This is a genomic window from Acidimicrobiia bacterium (genome assembly GCA_018057765.1).
Lineage (GTDB): Bacteria > Actinomycetota > Acidimicrobiia > IMCC26256 > JAGPDB01 > JAGPDB01.
The window spans coordinates 70,664-87,669 of sequence record JAGPDB010000003.1 but is presented as its reverse complement, the minus strand read 5'-3'; the positions used below and the strand labels follow the sequence as shown (position 1 = coordinate 87,669).

Annotated in this window: 17 protein-coding genes and 1 rRNA gene; 1 reads left to right on the top strand and 17 read right to left on the bottom strand. The window is 36.9% G+C overall.

All coding sequences use genetic code 11. The features are described from left to right. The 14 genes from KBF89_02480 to infC all read right to left on the bottom strand — a co-directional run. Positions 1 to 258: hypothetical protein (locus KBF89_02480; GenBank protein MBP9115192.1), on the bottom strand; the 258-nt coding region annotated here is incomplete at its 3' end. Positions 259 to 519: 261 nt separating this feature from the next. Next, positions 520 to 2,042: ribosomal RNA gene (locus KBF89_02475) — 16S ribosomal RNA — on the bottom strand. 572 nt (positions 2,043 to 2,614) lie between these two features. Further along, on the bottom strand, positions 2,615 to 3,358 hold the full coding sequence (locus tag KBF89_02470) for a hypothetical protein (GenBank protein MBP9115191.1): 744 nt from the start codon (positions 3,356 to 3,358) through the stop codon (positions 2,615 to 2,617). Between the two features lie 329 nt (positions 3,359 to 3,687). Then, the gene (locus tag KBF89_02465; GenBank protein ID MBP9115190.1) at positions 3,688 to 3,912 is read right to left on the bottom strand and encodes a hypothetical protein; all 225 of its coding nucleotides are present in this window, start codon (positions 3,910 to 3,912) and stop codon (positions 3,688 to 3,690) included. 286 nt (positions 3,913 to 4,198) lie between these two features. Further along, a complete protein-coding gene (locus tag KBF89_02460; protein ID MBP9115189.1) occupies positions 4,199 to 4,669 on the bottom strand; it encodes a hypothetical protein in 471 nt (156 codons plus the stop codon). Between the two features lie 14 nt (positions 4,670 to 4,683). Beyond that, the gene (locus tag KBF89_02455) at positions 4,684 to 5,265 is read right to left on the bottom strand and encodes a superoxide dismutase [Fe] (protein ID MBP9115188.1); all 582 of its coding nucleotides are present in this window, start codon (positions 5,263 to 5,265) and stop codon (positions 4,684 to 4,686) included. 78 nt (positions 5,266 to 5,343) lie between these two features. After that, a complete protein-coding gene (locus KBF89_02450) occupies positions 5,344 to 5,823 on the bottom strand; it encodes a GNAT family N-acetyltransferase (protein MBP9115187.1) in 480 nt (159 codons plus the stop codon). A 17-nt stretch (positions 5,824 to 5,840) separates the two neighbouring features. Continuing rightward, positions 5,841 to 7,076 (bottom strand): tyrosine--tRNA ligase, encoded by a 1,236-nt coding sequence (locus KBF89_02445; protein MBP9115186.1) that lies wholly within the window; start codon positions 7,074 to 7,076, stop codon positions 5,841 to 5,843. Positions 7,077 to 7,125: 49 nt separating this feature from the next. Then, a complete protein-coding gene (locus tag KBF89_02440) occupies positions 7,126 to 9,498 on the bottom strand; it encodes a phenylalanine--tRNA ligase subunit beta (GenBank protein ID MBP9115185.1) in 2,373 nt (790 codons plus the stop codon). A gap of 20 nt (positions 9,499 to 9,518) precedes the next feature. Then, positions 9,519 to 10,577, bottom strand: a complete 1,059-nt coding sequence (pheS, locus tag KBF89_02435; protein ID MBP9115184.1) for a phenylalanine--tRNA ligase subunit alpha — start codon at positions 10,575 to 10,577, stop codon at positions 9,519 to 9,521. A 20-nt stretch (positions 10,578 to 10,597) separates the two neighbouring features. Beyond that, positions 10,598 to 11,362, bottom strand: coding sequence for an RNA methyltransferase (locus KBF89_02430; protein MBP9115183.1), 765 nt, complete (start codon positions 11,360 to 11,362; stop codon positions 10,598 to 10,600). A gap of 3 nt (positions 11,363 to 11,365) precedes the next feature. Next, the gene (rplT, locus tag KBF89_02425; GenBank protein ID MBP9115182.1) at positions 11,366 to 11,728 is read right to left on the bottom strand and encodes a 50S ribosomal protein L20; all 363 of its coding nucleotides are present in this window, start codon (positions 11,726 to 11,728) and stop codon (positions 11,366 to 11,368) included. A gap of 89 nt (positions 11,729 to 11,817) precedes the next feature. Then, positions 11,818 to 12,015 (bottom strand): 50S ribosomal protein L35, encoded by a 198-nt coding sequence (gene rpmI / locus KBF89_02420; GenBank protein ID MBP9115181.1) that lies wholly within the window; start codon positions 12,013 to 12,015, stop codon positions 11,818 to 11,820. Between the two features lie 44 nt (positions 12,016 to 12,059). Further along, complete coding sequence (gene infC, locus KBF89_02415) at positions 12,060 to 12,794, bottom strand: translation initiation factor IF-3 (GenBank protein ID MBP9115180.1); 735 nt, start codon at positions 12,792 to 12,794, stop codon at positions 12,060 to 12,062. Positions 12,795 to 13,024: 230 nt separating this feature from the next. On the opposite strand from infC, the gene KBF89_02410 reads away from it, so the two are divergent. Next, positions 13,025 to 13,477, top strand: coding sequence for a hypothetical protein (locus tag KBF89_02410; GenBank protein ID MBP9115179.1), 453 nt, complete (start codon positions 13,025 to 13,027; stop codon positions 13,475 to 13,477). A gap of 61 nt (positions 13,478 to 13,538) precedes the next feature. On the opposite strand, the gene KBF89_02405 is transcribed toward KBF89_02410, so the two are convergent. From KBF89_02405 to KBF89_02395, 3 genes are read right to left on the bottom strand one after another with little or no spacing between them, the layout of a single operon-like run. Then, a complete protein-coding gene (locus KBF89_02405; protein ID MBP9115178.1) occupies positions 13,539 to 16,169 on the bottom strand; it encodes a hypothetical protein in 2,631 nt (876 codons plus the stop codon). Positions 16,170 to 16,228: 59 nt separating this feature from the next. Continuing rightward, positions 16,229 to 16,474: a cold-shock protein gene (locus KBF89_02400; protein MBP9115177.1), complete on the bottom strand. Its 246-nt coding sequence runs from the start codon at positions 16,472 to 16,474 to the stop codon at positions 16,229 to 16,231. 11 nt (positions 16,475 to 16,485) lie between these two features. Beyond that, positions 16,486 to 16,995 (bottom strand): 6,7-dimethyl-8-ribityllumazine synthase, encoded by a 510-nt coding sequence (locus tag KBF89_02395; GenBank protein MBP9115176.1) that lies wholly within the window; start codon positions 16,993 to 16,995, stop codon positions 16,486 to 16,488. Positions 16,996 to 17,006: the final 11 nt, after the last annotated feature.

Below are 17,006 nucleotides of genomic sequence, written 5' to 3'. Positions count from 1 at the left end.
ATCTACAAATAAGTTTGCGATTTTAACCTTTCGGTTTACAAAAGCATTTAATTGAATACTTGAAAGATTCACGCCAGTTGACGGTTGCGATGGATGGTTAATTGCAAAATAACCGCTTAATGCTTTCTTAAGTTCTGTGTGAGTTCTTGAACCTTGAACTAACCCTATAGATTTAAACCAATCCAATGTATCCGTAACTTTAAGTGGCATTGAAGGAGTTTCAGAATTCGCTATACTACCAATGTCTAATTTATCCATTTTCTCAGTTTAGTGCATTAATTATCACTAAGCAAGAAGAGTTAGTAAATACTTGCTTTCTTCAAAACGGAAAATAGATCGTCAGACTAAATAGGGTCTACTAAAAAAGGTTTCAATGAATTCTAAAGGTAAACCTCTAGTAAACATTTACTAATTCTCTTTCGAGTGTTCTAAATAGCCAACTATACAGTGATCAACGTAGGATTCGTCTATCTATTCCTGGTCGTGAAACCCAGAATGCGATAAACGGATACTCCTTAGAAAGGAGGTGATCCAGCCGCACCTTCCGGTACGGCTACCTTGTTACGACTTCACCCCAATTACCAACCCCACCATAGGCAGCTCCCTCTCCGAAGAGTTAGGCCACTGACTTTGGGTGTTGCCGACTTTCGGCGTGTGACGGGCGGTGTGTACAAGGCCCGGGAACGTATTCACCGCAGCATTGCTGATCTGCGATTACTAGCGATTCCAGCTTCAAGAAGTCGAGTTGCAGACTTCTATCCGAACTGAGGCCGGCTTTATGGGATTCGCTCCACCTCGCGGTATCGCAGCCCTTTGTACCGGCCATTGTAGTACGTGTGTAGCCCTAGGTGTAAGGGGCATGATGACTTGACTTCGACCCCACCTTCCTCCGAGTTAACCCCGGCAGTCTCTTGTGAGTCCCCACCATAACGTGCTGGTAACACAAAATAAGGGTTGCGCTCGTTGCGGGACTTAACCCAACATCTCACGACACGAGCTGACGACAGCCATGCACCACCTGTGTAGGATCCCTAAGGATCACGGACTTTCATCCGATTAACCTACATGTCAAACCTAGGTAAGGTTCTTCGCGTTGCATCGAATTAAACCACATACTCCACCGCTTGTGCGGGCCCCCGTCAATTCCTTTGAGTTTTAATCTTGCGATCGTACTCCCCAGGCGGGACACTTAATGCGTTAACTTCGGCACGGAATGCGTTGATCGCATCCCACACCTAGTGTCCAACGTTTACGGCGTGGACTACCAGGGTATCTAATCCTGTTCGCTCCCCACGCTTTCGCTCCTCAGCGTCAGTAATGGCCCAGAGTGCTGCCTTCGCCATAGGTGTTCCTCCCAATATCTGCGCATTTCACCGCTACACTGGGAATTCCACACTCCTCTACCACACTCAAGTCATAATAGTATCGCAAGGCTGCTCCAGGTTGAGCCTGGAGATTTCACTTGTCGACTTATTAAACCGCCTACGAGCTCTTTACGCCCAGTAAATCCGGACAACGCTCGCCCCCTATGTATCGCCGCGGCTGCTGGCACATAGTTGGCCGGGGCTTCTTCTGTTGGTACCGTCACTTTCTTCCCAACTGAAAGCGGTTTACAACCCTAAGGCCTTCATCCCGCACGAGGCATCGCTGCATCAGGGTTTCCCCCATTGTGCAAGATTCCTAACTGCTGCCTCCCGTAGGAGTTTGGACCGTATCTCAGTTCCAATGTGGCTGGACATCCTCTCAGACCAGCTACCCGTCGTTGCCTTGGTGAGCTTTTACCTCACCAACAAGCTGATAGGCCACGAGACCATCCCAAAGCGCCTGAGCTTTCTTCTATTTACCATGTGATAATTAGAAGGTATTCGGTATTAGACCTCGTTTCCAAGGCTTATCCCAATCTTCGGGGCAGGTTTCTCATGTGTTACTCACCCGTTCGCCACTTCCCACTTCGGTGCAAGCACCAAAGCTTCTCGTTCGACTTGCATGTTTTAAGCGTGCCTCCAGCGTTCGTCCTGAGCCAGGATCAAACTCTCCATCGAAAATTTCTGTCACAAACAATCGGAATATGATTGTAAGGACTTTCAATCTTGAGTGTCATTGATCTGACTTTTTCGAGTTTTTTTACAAACTCATTTTTTAATTGAACTTAAATTGCATCGAAGCTTTTAACGACTTGACACAATCTAAATCCAGGAATTATTTTCGGTCGACTCTACGAAAACGTATCTAATAAATTAGATCGTCTCGCATGTCGCCCGCACTGTATTTTGGCGTCTATTTTCCGTTTTCAAGAAGCAAGTATCAGAGATAAGTTTTTTAAGGACTTCCCTGAACTGATTTACATCCAATGTAAATCGCGTATTATTTTGACCCCAATAATAGCGAGTCGCAAATACGTAGCTCAAAGAGAATAGTACGATTTTGGCCTCCAGTCAAAATCGTAGAGCACATTTTCTAAAAATAATTTGAAATATCTTAATTTAATGAAAAGTACGCCTATAAAATCGATTAAAAGATTTACAGAATATTAAGCTATTACTAGGTTTAAGCATCTTCATAGTCGATCGATCAAAATATTCATCTAAATTAAATTTTTTAGAAAATTTAAGAATTATTTTGCCAAATCAACAGTCTGAACATTTTCAATTTCGATTAACCAGTCGGTAAATCTTTCATCATATTTTGCTTTTTCTTTTATCGCTTCTTTATCAGCCGGAACATATGCTTCAAAATTTGATGGATCAAGATACTTTTCTAATTCTTTTTCAATAACGGCATTCGTCTTACCGTCAGTTCTTTCTTTTAAGGATTTTCTGATTGGACCTCTAGCATAATCTAAAATAAATGGTGCTTTTTGTTCTCTGTTTAAATTATAACTTTTCGCTATTGTTGCTAACCAATTACTGACCAAGGTAAATTCATCAGGTTTAAAAACAAAAATTCTTTCTACTGGTAACAATTGTGGCGACACATTATCTTTCCCAGGATGAGATCCGTTATCGGCACTTACACCATACATTTTTAAAAATTGTAAAAGTGTAGGATCAACAACCACCATTTCATCATCAACTTTTACTTCCAATCTCATATGCCAATTTCTATAAGTAACTAGCTCAACTTCATAGCCTTTTAACCTAAGAGCATACGCAAGTGCCTTGCTGGCAGGCCCACAGTTGCTTGCAGCCAACCAATTAATTTTGTCATCACTAGGTGAACGTCCATCAAGATTTTCGGCATTATTAGATTTGCTAAGATTGTATAAGACGAAAGGTAAAGACTCTGCAATATCATCTGCAAATTCAGGATTATTTATACCATCGCCAATTCTTTCGAGCATGCTCACTTCATCTGACATAAGAATACTTATTTCTCACTAGGCTTTTAGTTAATTTTAAAACAGGTTTGGTCATAATTGATATATCGACTAGTTTCGCAGATTCTAAAGAGACCAAATGAAGCTTTCTTATCGCTCCGGTATTAATTCTAGGTTCAGTTTTTTCATTGCAATGTCTGACAAAATTTTTGGAGCTGTATCTCCAATAGTTTGCTCATAAATAAGCATAAGGGGTTAAAGAAGAATAGAGCAAATCAAGACTGGTTCACTGAACGAAAAGACAACAACGCCACTAGGACGAAAAAGGTAATTGCAATGGCTAGCGTTACATAATTCCTTTTTATTTGACGTCATTCATTTTTTGGTATCTTTTCTTTTTTAGTTGCACTCAAAATAAACAAAATGATTATTAAAGATAAAATTGCTGGTGTTAGGAATAGACCAATTGCATCTGCACGTTCTGCCCAACTTGGTAAGGAGCTATTGTAATATTTTTTGAATAAAAAAGTCTTGTATAGCTCTTCAGAATAAGCTGAATATGCATCTTTATCGATCTCATCAATATGCAGTCCCATTGAGACAAATGCAAAAAACAATAATATTGAATTGGAAATTTTATATCGAATTTTTTTATCTAACTTAATGTGTATACCCGAAACGAACCAATATAAAATTGTCCAAAAAATGAAGTAAACAACTACTATAAGGGACCCGCTAATTCCTCTCATTGTCGATGGAATTATAGCCAAAAGTAAAATTGAAACTAAATAAAAATTGTGAAAAAAGTTATCTGATGTTTACGATCTTTTATGTCTGAGTTTTCCATATAGGTGTCTCATCCTTTTTTTAAGGCTTAATTAGCTAAATCATAATAGATTTTCTACGTTTTGAACTGGCAAAAACAATCATTAAGGTCATGTTTGCTATCCCTGAACCAAAAAATAATACGTGTCCGGCGTCGGAAAACTTTCTAGGAATATACGGTGCTACTGGTAAACCATCATAATCAACGTGGTTATAGGCAGAATATTCTTTTTCTTGGTAATAAGTTCCCGAAACATCACCATTGTCACCTTGTATCACGAATGCAGATACTACAAAAATAATTGCAAAAACTAATAACAACTTTTTAAATCGAAAGAATGGATCCCTTGCAAAAATTATTATTGAAGTCACTAAAACTGCGATAAATCCAATAGCATAGGCAGGAATATACGCTAGTGCAATCCATCCGTGGAGAACACTCCTAGCCGAGCCAACTGTGGCTATCGTAAATAATAAAACTGCAGTTAAATGTGTTGCTATTTCACTTCGCCTAGGAGGGTTCTGCATTTATAGGTCTAACACTAGCTAGCCATATTTTTTGCAACGAATTCCCAATTTATTAATGAATCAATAAATGTTGAAATATAGTTAGGACGAGCGTTACGAAAATCAATATAGTAAGCATGTTCCCAAACATCCATAGTTAAAAGTGCTTTATCTCCATTTTTCAAAAGATTATCAGCATTTGGAGTTTTAACAATCTCAAGACCTTTATCGTTTTGTACGAGCCATGCCCATCCAGAACCGAATTGAGTTGTTCCTGCTTCAGCAAATTTAGCTTTAAATTCATCATATGAGCCAAAAGCTGAGTTAATAGCTTCTGCCACATCACCTGTTGGTTCACCGCCACCATTTGGTGTCATTGAATTCCAATAAAAGCTGTGATTCCAAACTTGTGCTGCATTGTTAAATACACCGCCATCACTAGTTTTGATAACGTCTTCTAGTGAAGAATTTTCTTTATCTGTACCCTCGACTAATTTATTTAAATTTGTTACGTATGCTTGATGATGCTTGCCGTAATGAAACTCAAGTGTTTCTTTAGAGATATGTGGCGCTAATGCGTCTAGTTCGTATGGTAATGCTGGTAATTCGAATGCCATGATTATAACCTTTCTAATGTTATTTTCCGTTTACGACAGATAACTTAGCACTAGATTGATGACTTTATTGAAAGTTATCTAATTTTCCATGGTCCATAATTCTATGTTGGCTTCATGATCTAGAAAGTCGGTCCAAGTCAATATACGTTCGCCTACTATACAATAGCCATGCCGTTTATAGAAATCGATGACATTATCAGCAACTTTCTGTACGTGAAGTTTTTTAGACTTAGCATTCATGACATTGTCAATCAGGTTTAAATAATCCCATAAATGTCTACCTATGCCAAAAGATTGCTTATTATGATCTACATAAAATCCCCAAATAAATAATTCTTGATCTATAAATTCATAGCCTATTGTTCCTAAAATTTGTTTATCTACAACGGCAATAAATATTTTCGATTCATCATTAGATAATTTTTCATAAATATAATCATTTAAAAACTCAATAAATTTATCTGATCGGAATACTTCTTCATTTAAGCCATCACAATGGCCATAAGTATTTTCGTATTGGGGGCGGAGAAATGAAACTATTTGATCAAGATCAGACAAGCTTGTTTCTCTAATAATCATGAAACTGAAATCTGAGCCCATTTTCGTTTACCGACTTGAATATAAGAATCGTTCAAATCTTTTATTAAGACTTCCCCATTCTCGTCATCAAAAACTTCGTCATTAATTTTGACAGCACCTTGTGAGATCATGCGTGCCCCATCTTTATTTGAAGTTACCAAACCTATGGTATTCAATATTCTTGCTAGTCTTTCGCTACCGGGATTCTCTGTATTTTCATATTCGGCTGATTTCAATTCAAAAATCTCAATATCATCCGGACGTTCGCCTTTGGAAAAAACATTAGCGAATTCCTCTTTAGTTTTTTCACCTATTCCAACACCGTGATATTGATCTACAACGGTTACAGCTAATAATTTTTTAGCGTCTACAGGTGCCAATAAGCCAGATTTTATATCATTTAATACTTCTTGGACCTGTTCAGGAAACCAACCAGTTGCGAGTTGAAAATATTTAGGCATAATCTCATCAGAAATTTTCATTACCTTGCCATACATATCAAGCGGTTCATCGGTAAGACCAATAGTATTGTTCAAAGATTTGCTCATCTTTTTATTGCCGTCTATACCTTCTAATAGTGGCGTTGTTATACAAATTTGAGGTTCTTGGCCTTCCAACTCTTGTAAGGGTCGACCCATCAAAAGGTTATATAGTTGGTCAGTTCCACCAAGCTCTACATCAGCATCTAAAGCTACAGAATCGAAACCAACCAAAAGAGGATAAAGAAATTCTAAGACAGAAATAGGTGAACCTTCTTTATATCTTTTAGAAAAATCATTACGTTCTAAAAGCTGTGCAACAGTTACTGAACCCATTAGTTTCATTATGTCGACAATACCTAATGATTCCAGCCATTCACTATTCATACGAATTTCTGTTTTTTCTTTATCTAAAATTAGAAATGCTTGATCTAAATATGTTTCCATATTTTTAGTAATTTCTTCAACACTTAAAGTAGGTCGGGTAACATTTTTACCACTAGGGTCACCAACACGAGCTGTAAAATCACCTATTAGCAAAATGGCTTTATGGCCTAAATCTTGAAATTGTTTCAATTTCCTTAGAACAACTGCATGCCCTATATGTATATCGGCAGAAGTTGGGTCGATGCCAAATTTTATACGTAGTGGTTTGCCTTTTTTTAGTTTGGCGGCCAATTCTTTTTTATTTATAACATCAGAGGTACCAGTACATAAAATATCTAACTGGCGTTCTATCTCTTTTTCGTCCATTATTTTCCTTATGTGGAGTTTTAGCAGGGACGGACCCTGCAATCAATTGTTAGCGAAGTTTTGCTCCGAGTTGGGTATCTACACCTCTTATGATTTGGGTGCGCAATGTTGATTGGTCTTCATCGCTCATAGTTCCGTCTTGTGACCTTATTCGTAAAGCATAAGCTATTGACTTCTTATTTTCACCTAATGATTCACTCTCGAAAATATCGAAACAATTAATTTCTTCTATTTTTCCGTCACCTAAATTTATTATTGTATTTTGTAATAGATCTACGTTAACCTCTTGATCAACTACAAAAGCTAAATCAAAACTTAAATATGGATAATTTGATAGCTGTTCATATTTTACAGATTCTGATTTACATGAATAAAGTGTATTTAAATTTAGTTCTGCACCATACATATTAGTATCGCTCAATCGCTCGCCAACAAATCCGACTTCTATATCACCAACAGAAATCTTTGCAGTTCTCGTAGGATGAAAACCAACTTTATTAGTTGGATCTATTCTAAGGTCTGAAAGTTTAAGAAGTGAAAAAATATTGCGGACTACATCTATGGCATCAAATACATCAAATTCTCGACGAGTTGAATTAGGCCTTGAATCTTGTCCACCTGTAAAAGCAATTGCTAAATGATTAGTTTCATTAGGTTGTAAATTTTCGTCGAAAGGAAGATTAAAAACGTGCCCAATTTCAAAAAACTTTAGATCGCTAATACCCTTAGATACATTATGCTCACAAGTCTTAAAAAGGCCAGGCAAAATTATTGGACGTAAAATACTTGCGTCGGAACGTAAAGCATTTTTTGTCTTTACAATATCATTTTTATTATAACCGAACTCTTGGAAAGTCTCGCTTGCTTCAAGAGGTAAAGTATATGCTTCGTTGAATCCAGAGCCCACTAACATATCTTCGATTAGACGTTGTAATTTTTGTTCACGATTTAAATGACCAACTTGTATATTGATTGCAGGAATAGTCGAATCAAATTTATCGTAACCAATGCGTCGTGCTACTTCTTCAATAAGATCAATTTCACGAGTTAAATCAGGTCGCGAAGTTGGAATAACAACTTCAACCTCTTCATTTTTTGGCAATACGGAAATAACCAATGGAGCTAAAGCTTTGACAATATCATCACCAGAAATAGCATCGCCTAGTATCCGTTCGACACGAGAGAATCTTAAAGTTATCGTTACTGGCTTAATCTCATTCTTATATTCGTCAGCCTCAAGCTTTGAAACTTTAGCATTCGCGAATTGCGTAAATAACTGTATTGCTCTATGAGCACCATGATCAGTAAAATTCGGATCAATCCCACGCTCAAACCGCGAAGAACTTTCAGAGCGCAAACCTAAGCGTTTTGAAGTTTTAGAAATAGAAGCCGAATTAAAATAGGCTGATTCCAAAAATATGTTTTTAGTATCATCTGTAACTTGAGAATCAAAACCACCCATCACGCCTGCAATAGCATGAGGAATATTATCCTTGGAACAAACTAACAAATCAGTCTCTAGTAAGGTTTTTACAGTACCATCAAGAATTTTTATTTCTTCGCCGTCTTTAGCGCTACGTACAATAATTTCTGAACTACCTAGAGAATCTAAATCAAAAGCATGTAGCGGTCGGCCATATTCGACAAGAACATAGTTAGTAATATCTACAACATTATTAATTGAACGAATACCAGAACTTGTTAATCTTTGAACAATAAATGAAGGCGAAGGGCCAATTTCGACACTTAAAGTTCGGCCAACGAGACGAGGGCATTTCTCGTCATTTTGTATATCGACTTTAGGCTGAGGTAAATTTTCATCAATAACAATATCTTCAAGAAAAGTATTTACATCAGGAGCCTTAAGAGCTTGGCCAAATGCTGCACATAATTCTTTGGCAATACCATAAATGCTCATAGCATCAGGGCGATTAGGAGTAATAGAAATATCAATTATAGGATCGTTAAGTCCAAGTACTTCACAAATATCCTTACCAATTTCTACATCATAATTAAGTTCTAAAATACCATCATGGCTTTCACCCATATTTAATTCACGAGGTGAACACAGCATACCATCAGATTCAATACCACGGATTTCTTTTTTACTAAGGCTAAACCCGCCAGGTAAGGTAGATCCACTAGGAGCGTATGGAACTTTTATACCGGCACGAACATTTTGCGCACCACAAACAATCTGTTTCTTTTCGCTACCAGTATCAATATCTACAAGCTTTAATTTATCGGCATTAGGATGAGGTTGTGTATTCTCGACTAAAACAGTAATGACACCGGTAATCTCTTCACCAGGGATTTGAACGCCCTCCACTTCGAGACCAATAGCATTTAATGCATCTATATAGGCCTCTAGGTCTTTATCAATGACCATAAAATCTTCTAACCAAGAAAGTGGGAATTTCATATATATACCTCTGAACTGTCTTAAAATTGCTTTAAGAAACGTTGATCATTGTCGAATACCATTCGCAATTCGTTAAGACCATATTTAATTTGCGCAATACGGTCGATGCCAAATCCAAACGCAAAGCCAGTATATTTTTCTGTGTCGATACCACAAGAATCAAATACATTTGGATCTACCATTCCACAACCGCCAATTTCTATCCAGCCGGTATGAGAACAAACTCTACAACCACTCATGTCGCAGAATGGACAACTTGAAGCGAATTCTGCAGATGGTTCAGTAAAAGGAAAAAACGATGGCAACATTCGTATTTTTGTCTTATCGCCTAAAAGTTCCCTGACGAAAGTCTCGATAGTTCCTTTTAAATCCTTAAAGGTAATATTTTCATCAACTGCTAAACCTTCAAGCTGATGAAAAACTGGCAGATGACGTGCATCTAATGCTTCGTTACGATATACACGTCCTGTAACAATTGTATATATTGGCGGTTTCTGCTCGAGCATAGTACGTACTTGAACAGGTGATGTATGAGTGCGCATTACAGAGGTCTCACTATTAGGTGCTTCGACATACAAAGTGTCTTGCATTTCTCTTGCTGGGTGAGAGGGTGGAAAGTTTAATGCTTCAAAATTATGCCAATCAGTTTCTACTTCCGGACCATAGTTAAGCACATAGCCCATTCCTAAAAATATATCTTCGAGCTCGCGTCGGGTTTGTGTTACTAAATGATATGTTCCAAATTTAACACCATGAGTACCACTGCTTAGATCTAATTTCTCGGTTTCATATCTAGCTTGGTTTTCTTTTTCCAATAGCGCTTTTTGTTTCGAAGCAACTAGTAAATCTATAAGCTCTTTGTGAGAATTTAGAGCTTTACCAATTATTGGGCGTTCGCTAGGTTCAACATCTTTCGTTTTTTGTCTAGATAACAAGAATACGGAATCTTTTCCTATGTATTTTGATTCAAATTCTTTTAAAGATTTTGTGTCACAAATAACTTCTATCTCTTTAGATGCTTTTTCTCCAGCATTTACTAGGTCGTCTTGAATTTGTCCCGCTATATTTAAGTTCGACATCTAATAAAATTAACTTTCGCTCATATTTTCACTTTTACACTAAATATTCGATGTGCAACTATCGTTGCAAGCATCGCTACATTTAACGATTCACACAATTCTTCCATATTAACACGTAATGGTGTGGCATTATTTTTAAAAAATTCACCTTTTATACCATGCGCCTCATTACCGAGTACAAAAGCAGCATTAGTTGCAAAGTCAACTTCGTTTAACTCAAGATCTGCATCAGCCCTGGTTGCATATAGTGGTCTTGTTTTTAAAATTTCAACTAGTTGGTACTCATCAGCAATAACGATTTCAATTCCAAAGATTGTTCCTGCACTTGAACGAATTACTTTTGTATTAAATGGGTCTACACCACCTAGTACTACAATGCCACCAAAGCCGAAAGCTGCCGCACTCCTAATTATTGTTCCAACATTACCCGGATCTGTAAGATTATCTAAGATAAAAATTGGTTTATTTTTATGATCTCCAGTCGATAAAGAATTCGGAGTTGAGATAGGCATTTTACATAGAGCAATTATGCTTTGAGGATTTTTTGTTGTTGCTATCTGAGAAATAATTTTATCGTTTACTTTAATCATCTTCTCAGAAGCAATATTTTTAAATAGATAGATTTTGTCAGAAGAAGAATAATATATTTCTTCAATTTGTGCGCCAAAGTCGATCGCACCAGCTATTGCTCTATATCCTTCAACTAAAACAAGTCTATGTTCATGACGTAAATTAGAGCTTCGCGATAATTCACGAAGCTCCTTTACAAATGCTTTTTCTAACATTTATTATTTAGCGGCTAAAGCGTCTTTTGCTGTTTGCACTAAGACTGCGAAAGTTGCTTGGTCATTGACTGCCATTTCAGAAAGCATTTTACGATCTACATCTACTTCTGCTTTTCTCAAGCCAGCAATAAACTGAGAGTAACTAATTTCGTTTATACGACACTGTGCGTTAATACGTACAATCCACAAACGGCGAATATCGCCTTTTTTTGAACGTCGGTCACGATATGCATATTGGCCAGCTTTCATTACTGCTTCATTTGCAGCACGAAGCGTGCGGTGTCTCGCGCCTCTATAACCTTTTGCTTTTTCCAATATTGCCTTGCGGCCTTTTTTTGAATTTACTGAACGTTTTACACGCGCCATAATTTTTTTCCTTTATGTAAATAATTTCTGCCTTGGAAAGGGTTTGAACTGTTTCGCATTACTGCGCTCTTAGAACCCTGACTATAAATTTATCTTTTTCCTAATAGACGCATAACTTTTTGCGCATCTTTACCAGTAACTTCAACGATTTCGTTCAGACGACGTTTGCGTGCTGATGATTTCTTAGACAAAAGGTGTGCTCCACCATGTTTGCGACGTCGAATTTTTCCAGTACCAGAGATTTTGAATCTCTTGGCTGCTGATTTATTTGTTTTTACTTTTGGCATGTTTCTCCTTTATGCACTTTTATTGCAGGGACGGACCCTGTAATTTACTCTTCTGGTTCACCGTCCAAGTCAATTCCGTCTAACTCTTCTTGTATACCTTTCTTATATTTAGATTTCTTTGCGTTTCTTATATCTTTTGCTGTTAGTTCTACTTCCACATCTGACTCTACTTCGATTGAATTTCCTTCAAGTCGATCTAATGTTGAAAAGTTTTTGTAAACTTTTTCTCCGCGAGCAAGTTGTTTTGATTCTATAGATTTCTTAGGTTTTACAGTTGGGTGAAGAACCATAGTCATATTTCTTCCATCTTGCGTTGGATTCTGAAAGACCATTGCTATATCTTCGAGATCTGTAGCTACCCTGTTAAGCAATTCTCGACCAAATTCTGGGTGAGCCATTTCCCTACCCCTGAACATGATTGTAAGTTTTACTTTTGATCCTTCTTCTAAAAACCTTCTAACATGTGTCATTTTCGTGTCATAATCATGACCATCGATTTTTGGACGAAATTTCATTTCTTTTACGACAACATTTGTAGTGTTTTTGCGAGCTTCTTTTTTCTTTTGCTCTTGCTCATATTTAAATCTACCGAAGTTCATTATTTTACAAACAGGCGGAGCAGTATTTGGAGCTATTTCTACAAGATCTAGGTCAGCTGTAGATGAAAGAATAAGTGCATCTTTTAAAGTTCGAACGCCTAGTTGGCTTCCATCTTCTCCAATTACACGAACTTCCTTAGCACGAATTTGATCGTTTATTCGGGTTTCTATAGTAGCGATTTCTTAGTATTCCTTTCGTAGTCTTTACCTAAAACAGACATGCTGATTTAAGGCCGAAAAAGTGGAAGGACTAATCAACATGAGCAAAACGCTCAGTCAATTCTGTTTGACTAATTAAATAATCAAACTGTTACCCCGTTAAAGTGAGCGGACTTAGTCGCGCTAGACTCTAAGAGGTGGAACCCTTCTGGTTCACTTTCTCGCAATATGTGAGATAGAAAGGATAGCACATGACAGGCCTCTGGACCCCAGGCGGAGACAATTCTCCGCAAAATAATTCTTCTGAGCAAGTAGCAAAAAATGATCAAGCAGAGCAAGAAATGGCTTCTGATGACGCTTTTGCAGGTATGAGTGAGGATGAAAAAGCCCAAGCTTTAGAGCAAATCACTAAAATGCGCGCTGAGTTATTAGAAACTCCGGCAAAAGACATTATAGGAAATCATATTGTTGGATTTTATGAACTTGCAACTGTTCATTTAAGTGAAGCAACTTCATTGACTGGCGCTGAGAAAGAAGCTCGTTTGAGCCAAGCTTCTCTTTGTATTGATGCAATGGCTGCCACTTTAAGCGGTCTAGGCGATCGTCTTGAGCAGCATAAAGATCCTCTTGCTGCAGCACTTAGTCAGCTTCAAATGGCTTTTGTTCAAGTGCGCAACGATGACGCTACAGAACAAGGCGAATAGTCTCTAATTCCTTTTAAAAGTCATATTAAGTAAGTTTATCAAGCGTTTGCTTAACTAATTATTATAGGGTAGGCATAGTGAAATCAGTTATAGGAGACTGAGGGATAGAGAATGCTACTAAATCTGGATGTAGGGCCAATGTCTCGTTAATTGGTGTCATGATACTTAATAAGTTCTCGACAATATTGGGATTAACCTTTTTTACGTCAGGATGCTTATGGAAAAATGTATCATTTGATGAGTAGTTTTCCAACATAGTACACGCTGATCTAAAATTTGATAATATTTCTTCACTATCTAATTTTATACCACCACTTTTATCATTTATAAGGCCATTTAATCTTCCTAGAGCTAGATGCGCTCTCGATACCGGATCATATTTGATGGAATCTCTACGTCTTAGAGTATACGCGCGAGTTGATTCTCCAGGCTTTTTTACATTTTTCGATATTCTGTCAATAAAACTATCCATATCATCTAATGAACTTTGCACTCTATTATTAAAATCCTTTACAGTTGGTATTTCTGCTTGCCGCACAATTGTGGTTTTTGGTGCACCAGCAATTTGTTCATCTACCGAGAAATCCGCTGGTTTGTCAGTGCTATCGCGACTGACAGCTAAAGAAGGAGTAGCATCAAGAAATGATGTTCCTTTCGAGGTTTTTATCTGTAACATTTGATGACTCGATGCCCTGATTGATGTACTAGCACTATCTATGACATTCCCTGTTATAAATTCAATATCTAAACCAGGATCGATACTCTTTAGCAATTGACCTAAAAAAAGATTGGCACCAGTACACTGAAAATTTAATTTTCCTTCTACAACACAACTACCGAAATCTTTTAATTTTGTGGCTTGTCCAACACTTAGAGATTGATCAAAAGAATAGATACTACTATTTGCAACAGCAGCTTGAATTTCTGTAATTAGAATTGGATCTCTTCTAGTTATACCTGAATGACTACGCAATTGGCTCAAAGCTTCAGCTAACTCTGTGGCTCCCATTTTGTTTAATATACGTATTGTTTTCTTTAAATTACTTCGTATATAAGATTTCTCCATATCTACTACGTCTAGATTTTTTTGTATATATTCAGAATCTCGTTCAAAGAAATATAAATCATCACTTTTAGCAATTAATCTATAGCCTGCTACATTAGGGACTAGTCCACTATTGCCTATTCCTTGAAGTTGTATAGAAAGTTGATAATTTTGTCCAGAATATTCAATAACAGGTTCTAATGTATCGCTTTCATGCAGTAATAATAGTGTTGTACCAAATTGGGAAGATTCATCTATACCAACCACCTCGCCAATATGTTGTCCATGTTCATCTAAATATTGGAAACGGTCAACGATATTTGAAGCAGTTTGAGCTAACCCTTGACTAATGTATCCTGCTTTTCCTCCAATATAATTAAGGTATCTATTATTTTTTACGTTTTCCCACTTATAGTATTGAACTATAAGCCTACTATTAGGTTTATATAAGACACTTTCTATACCTTGCGCCGCTAATAAAAGTTGGGTTAAGTTTATATGCATTTTCAAAAATGAATCGAAAGGCTCTGCTTTTCGAAAACGATCAGCATATAAATCTTCTAGTGAAGTAAACCCTAATACATCATTAGGAGAGATCCCAACTAATGGTTCAGTTGGATAATACATTGTCTGGACTTCGTCACTCACGTAAAAAAAATCGTCCATCAATACATTGAAGTCAGTTCTAATATTCCCAAGAAAAACTTCATATTCAGCATTGCTTCTATGGGTAACATATGCAGTGTCATTACGATAATCAAAATCTACTTTAAATTCTGATTTTTTGGCCTTGGTCATATCAACAACAAGATCCAATACTAAGTCAATCACAAAAGCCCGAAAAGCTCCTGGGAAGTCTGCGCTCGGGTCTAATGTATGTTTAATATTAGATCTAGCCGTTTCATCGTCCAACTGCATATCTCGCCTGACGACTCCTCGATTAATTAGCCCTGCTGTATTTCCATCAATTGTACGTCCATTTGCAGTTAATCTGGCATGTTGTCTAGCCCTTTCTCTTGTTAATTCAAATTGTCGCTCTGTTGGACTTATTGGGATTTCTTCAACATCAAGTTGGAGACCCAATGTGTTTAGAAATCTAAAAACATCTGTTTCACTAACATATTTAACAACCAATTCTTTAAATTCATCTTCATGGTCTTCCATTGTAGATTGCAATGCATTTCTAACAGTTTGAAATATTTCATTACCGACCAATTCAAAAAATTCAGCTATAAACCGTTCGGCAATATCTGCATTTGTTCCATGACACAAATCATGTCTTAGATATATTCCATTCTCTTCATCAATAGATAGTGTACTTGGAATTTTCAATGGCTCTGAAGAAAACAAAGTGTATGAAAATAGTTCTACGACTGCTTTTCGAATTTCAATTTCTTTTTCACTAAAAGGTACTATCTCTTGTGATAAATATTGTTGAACTAATTCGCTATATCTTTTTTTTGCGACGCTTAGATCTGCGTGTTTATGTGCAAATGCAAATAAATCCACTCCATAATTTACACGTAAAGATCTATCGATCGGCGGAAAATCCCGCGTTTCATTACCCGTGGGTGTAAAATATACTATTCTGGAGTTACTCCCTGACCCCATATCATTAAAGTGCATCATTTGTGTAGATTGTACCATTCAACAGCAATTAAGCAAATTAGATTTTCTAGTTTAACGGAAAATATGGATAATTTCTATTAATCTTTACGCGTTTTGATGTTTTTTGCTTCAAAACGGCCTCTATGATGGAAATATAAATCAAATGTTGTTTTGGATCCGACTTCAATAAATCTTGTGCCATCAGCAATATTTATGCAATGAAAATCTAAAATCCGTCCATCTTCTAGCTCTATTTCGCCTAAACCGATATAGCTATCAAAAGACTTAACTTCCCCGCTGTAACATTGTCCAATTTCATCTTTATTAAAAATATGATCTGACATACTATAAATTCTTAAGAAACAAATCCGGTTAATTTTTTAGATTTTTCTTCCTTCATCGAACGCAATAATGAAATCATTTCCAAAGCTGTCGCTGCAGCCTCTTTTCCTTTATGGCCTTCTTTGCCACCTACTCGCTCTATTGCTTGTTCCTGATTATTTACAGTTAAAACTCCAAAGATGGTAGGTACACCAGTATTTAAAGCTACATTAGAAATTGCAAGTGCACAAGTATTAGCTACATACTCAAAATGAGGTGTTCCGCCTTGTATAACAGCGCCCAGACAGATTACTGCATCACTACCCTTTTCAGCAGCAGCTTTAGCTGTAACTCCTAATTCGAAAGCACCAGGCACGTACATTACTTCAATTTTATCTTCATCAATATTATTATCCTTAAGTTCTTCTAAAGCACCTTCTAATAATTTTGTAGTTATATCTTCATTAAATTTTGAAACAATGATTGCAATCTTTGCATCAGCTAGTTCAGAATCGCTCAGTTCACCTTTATAATATTGGCCCATTTTATTCCTTT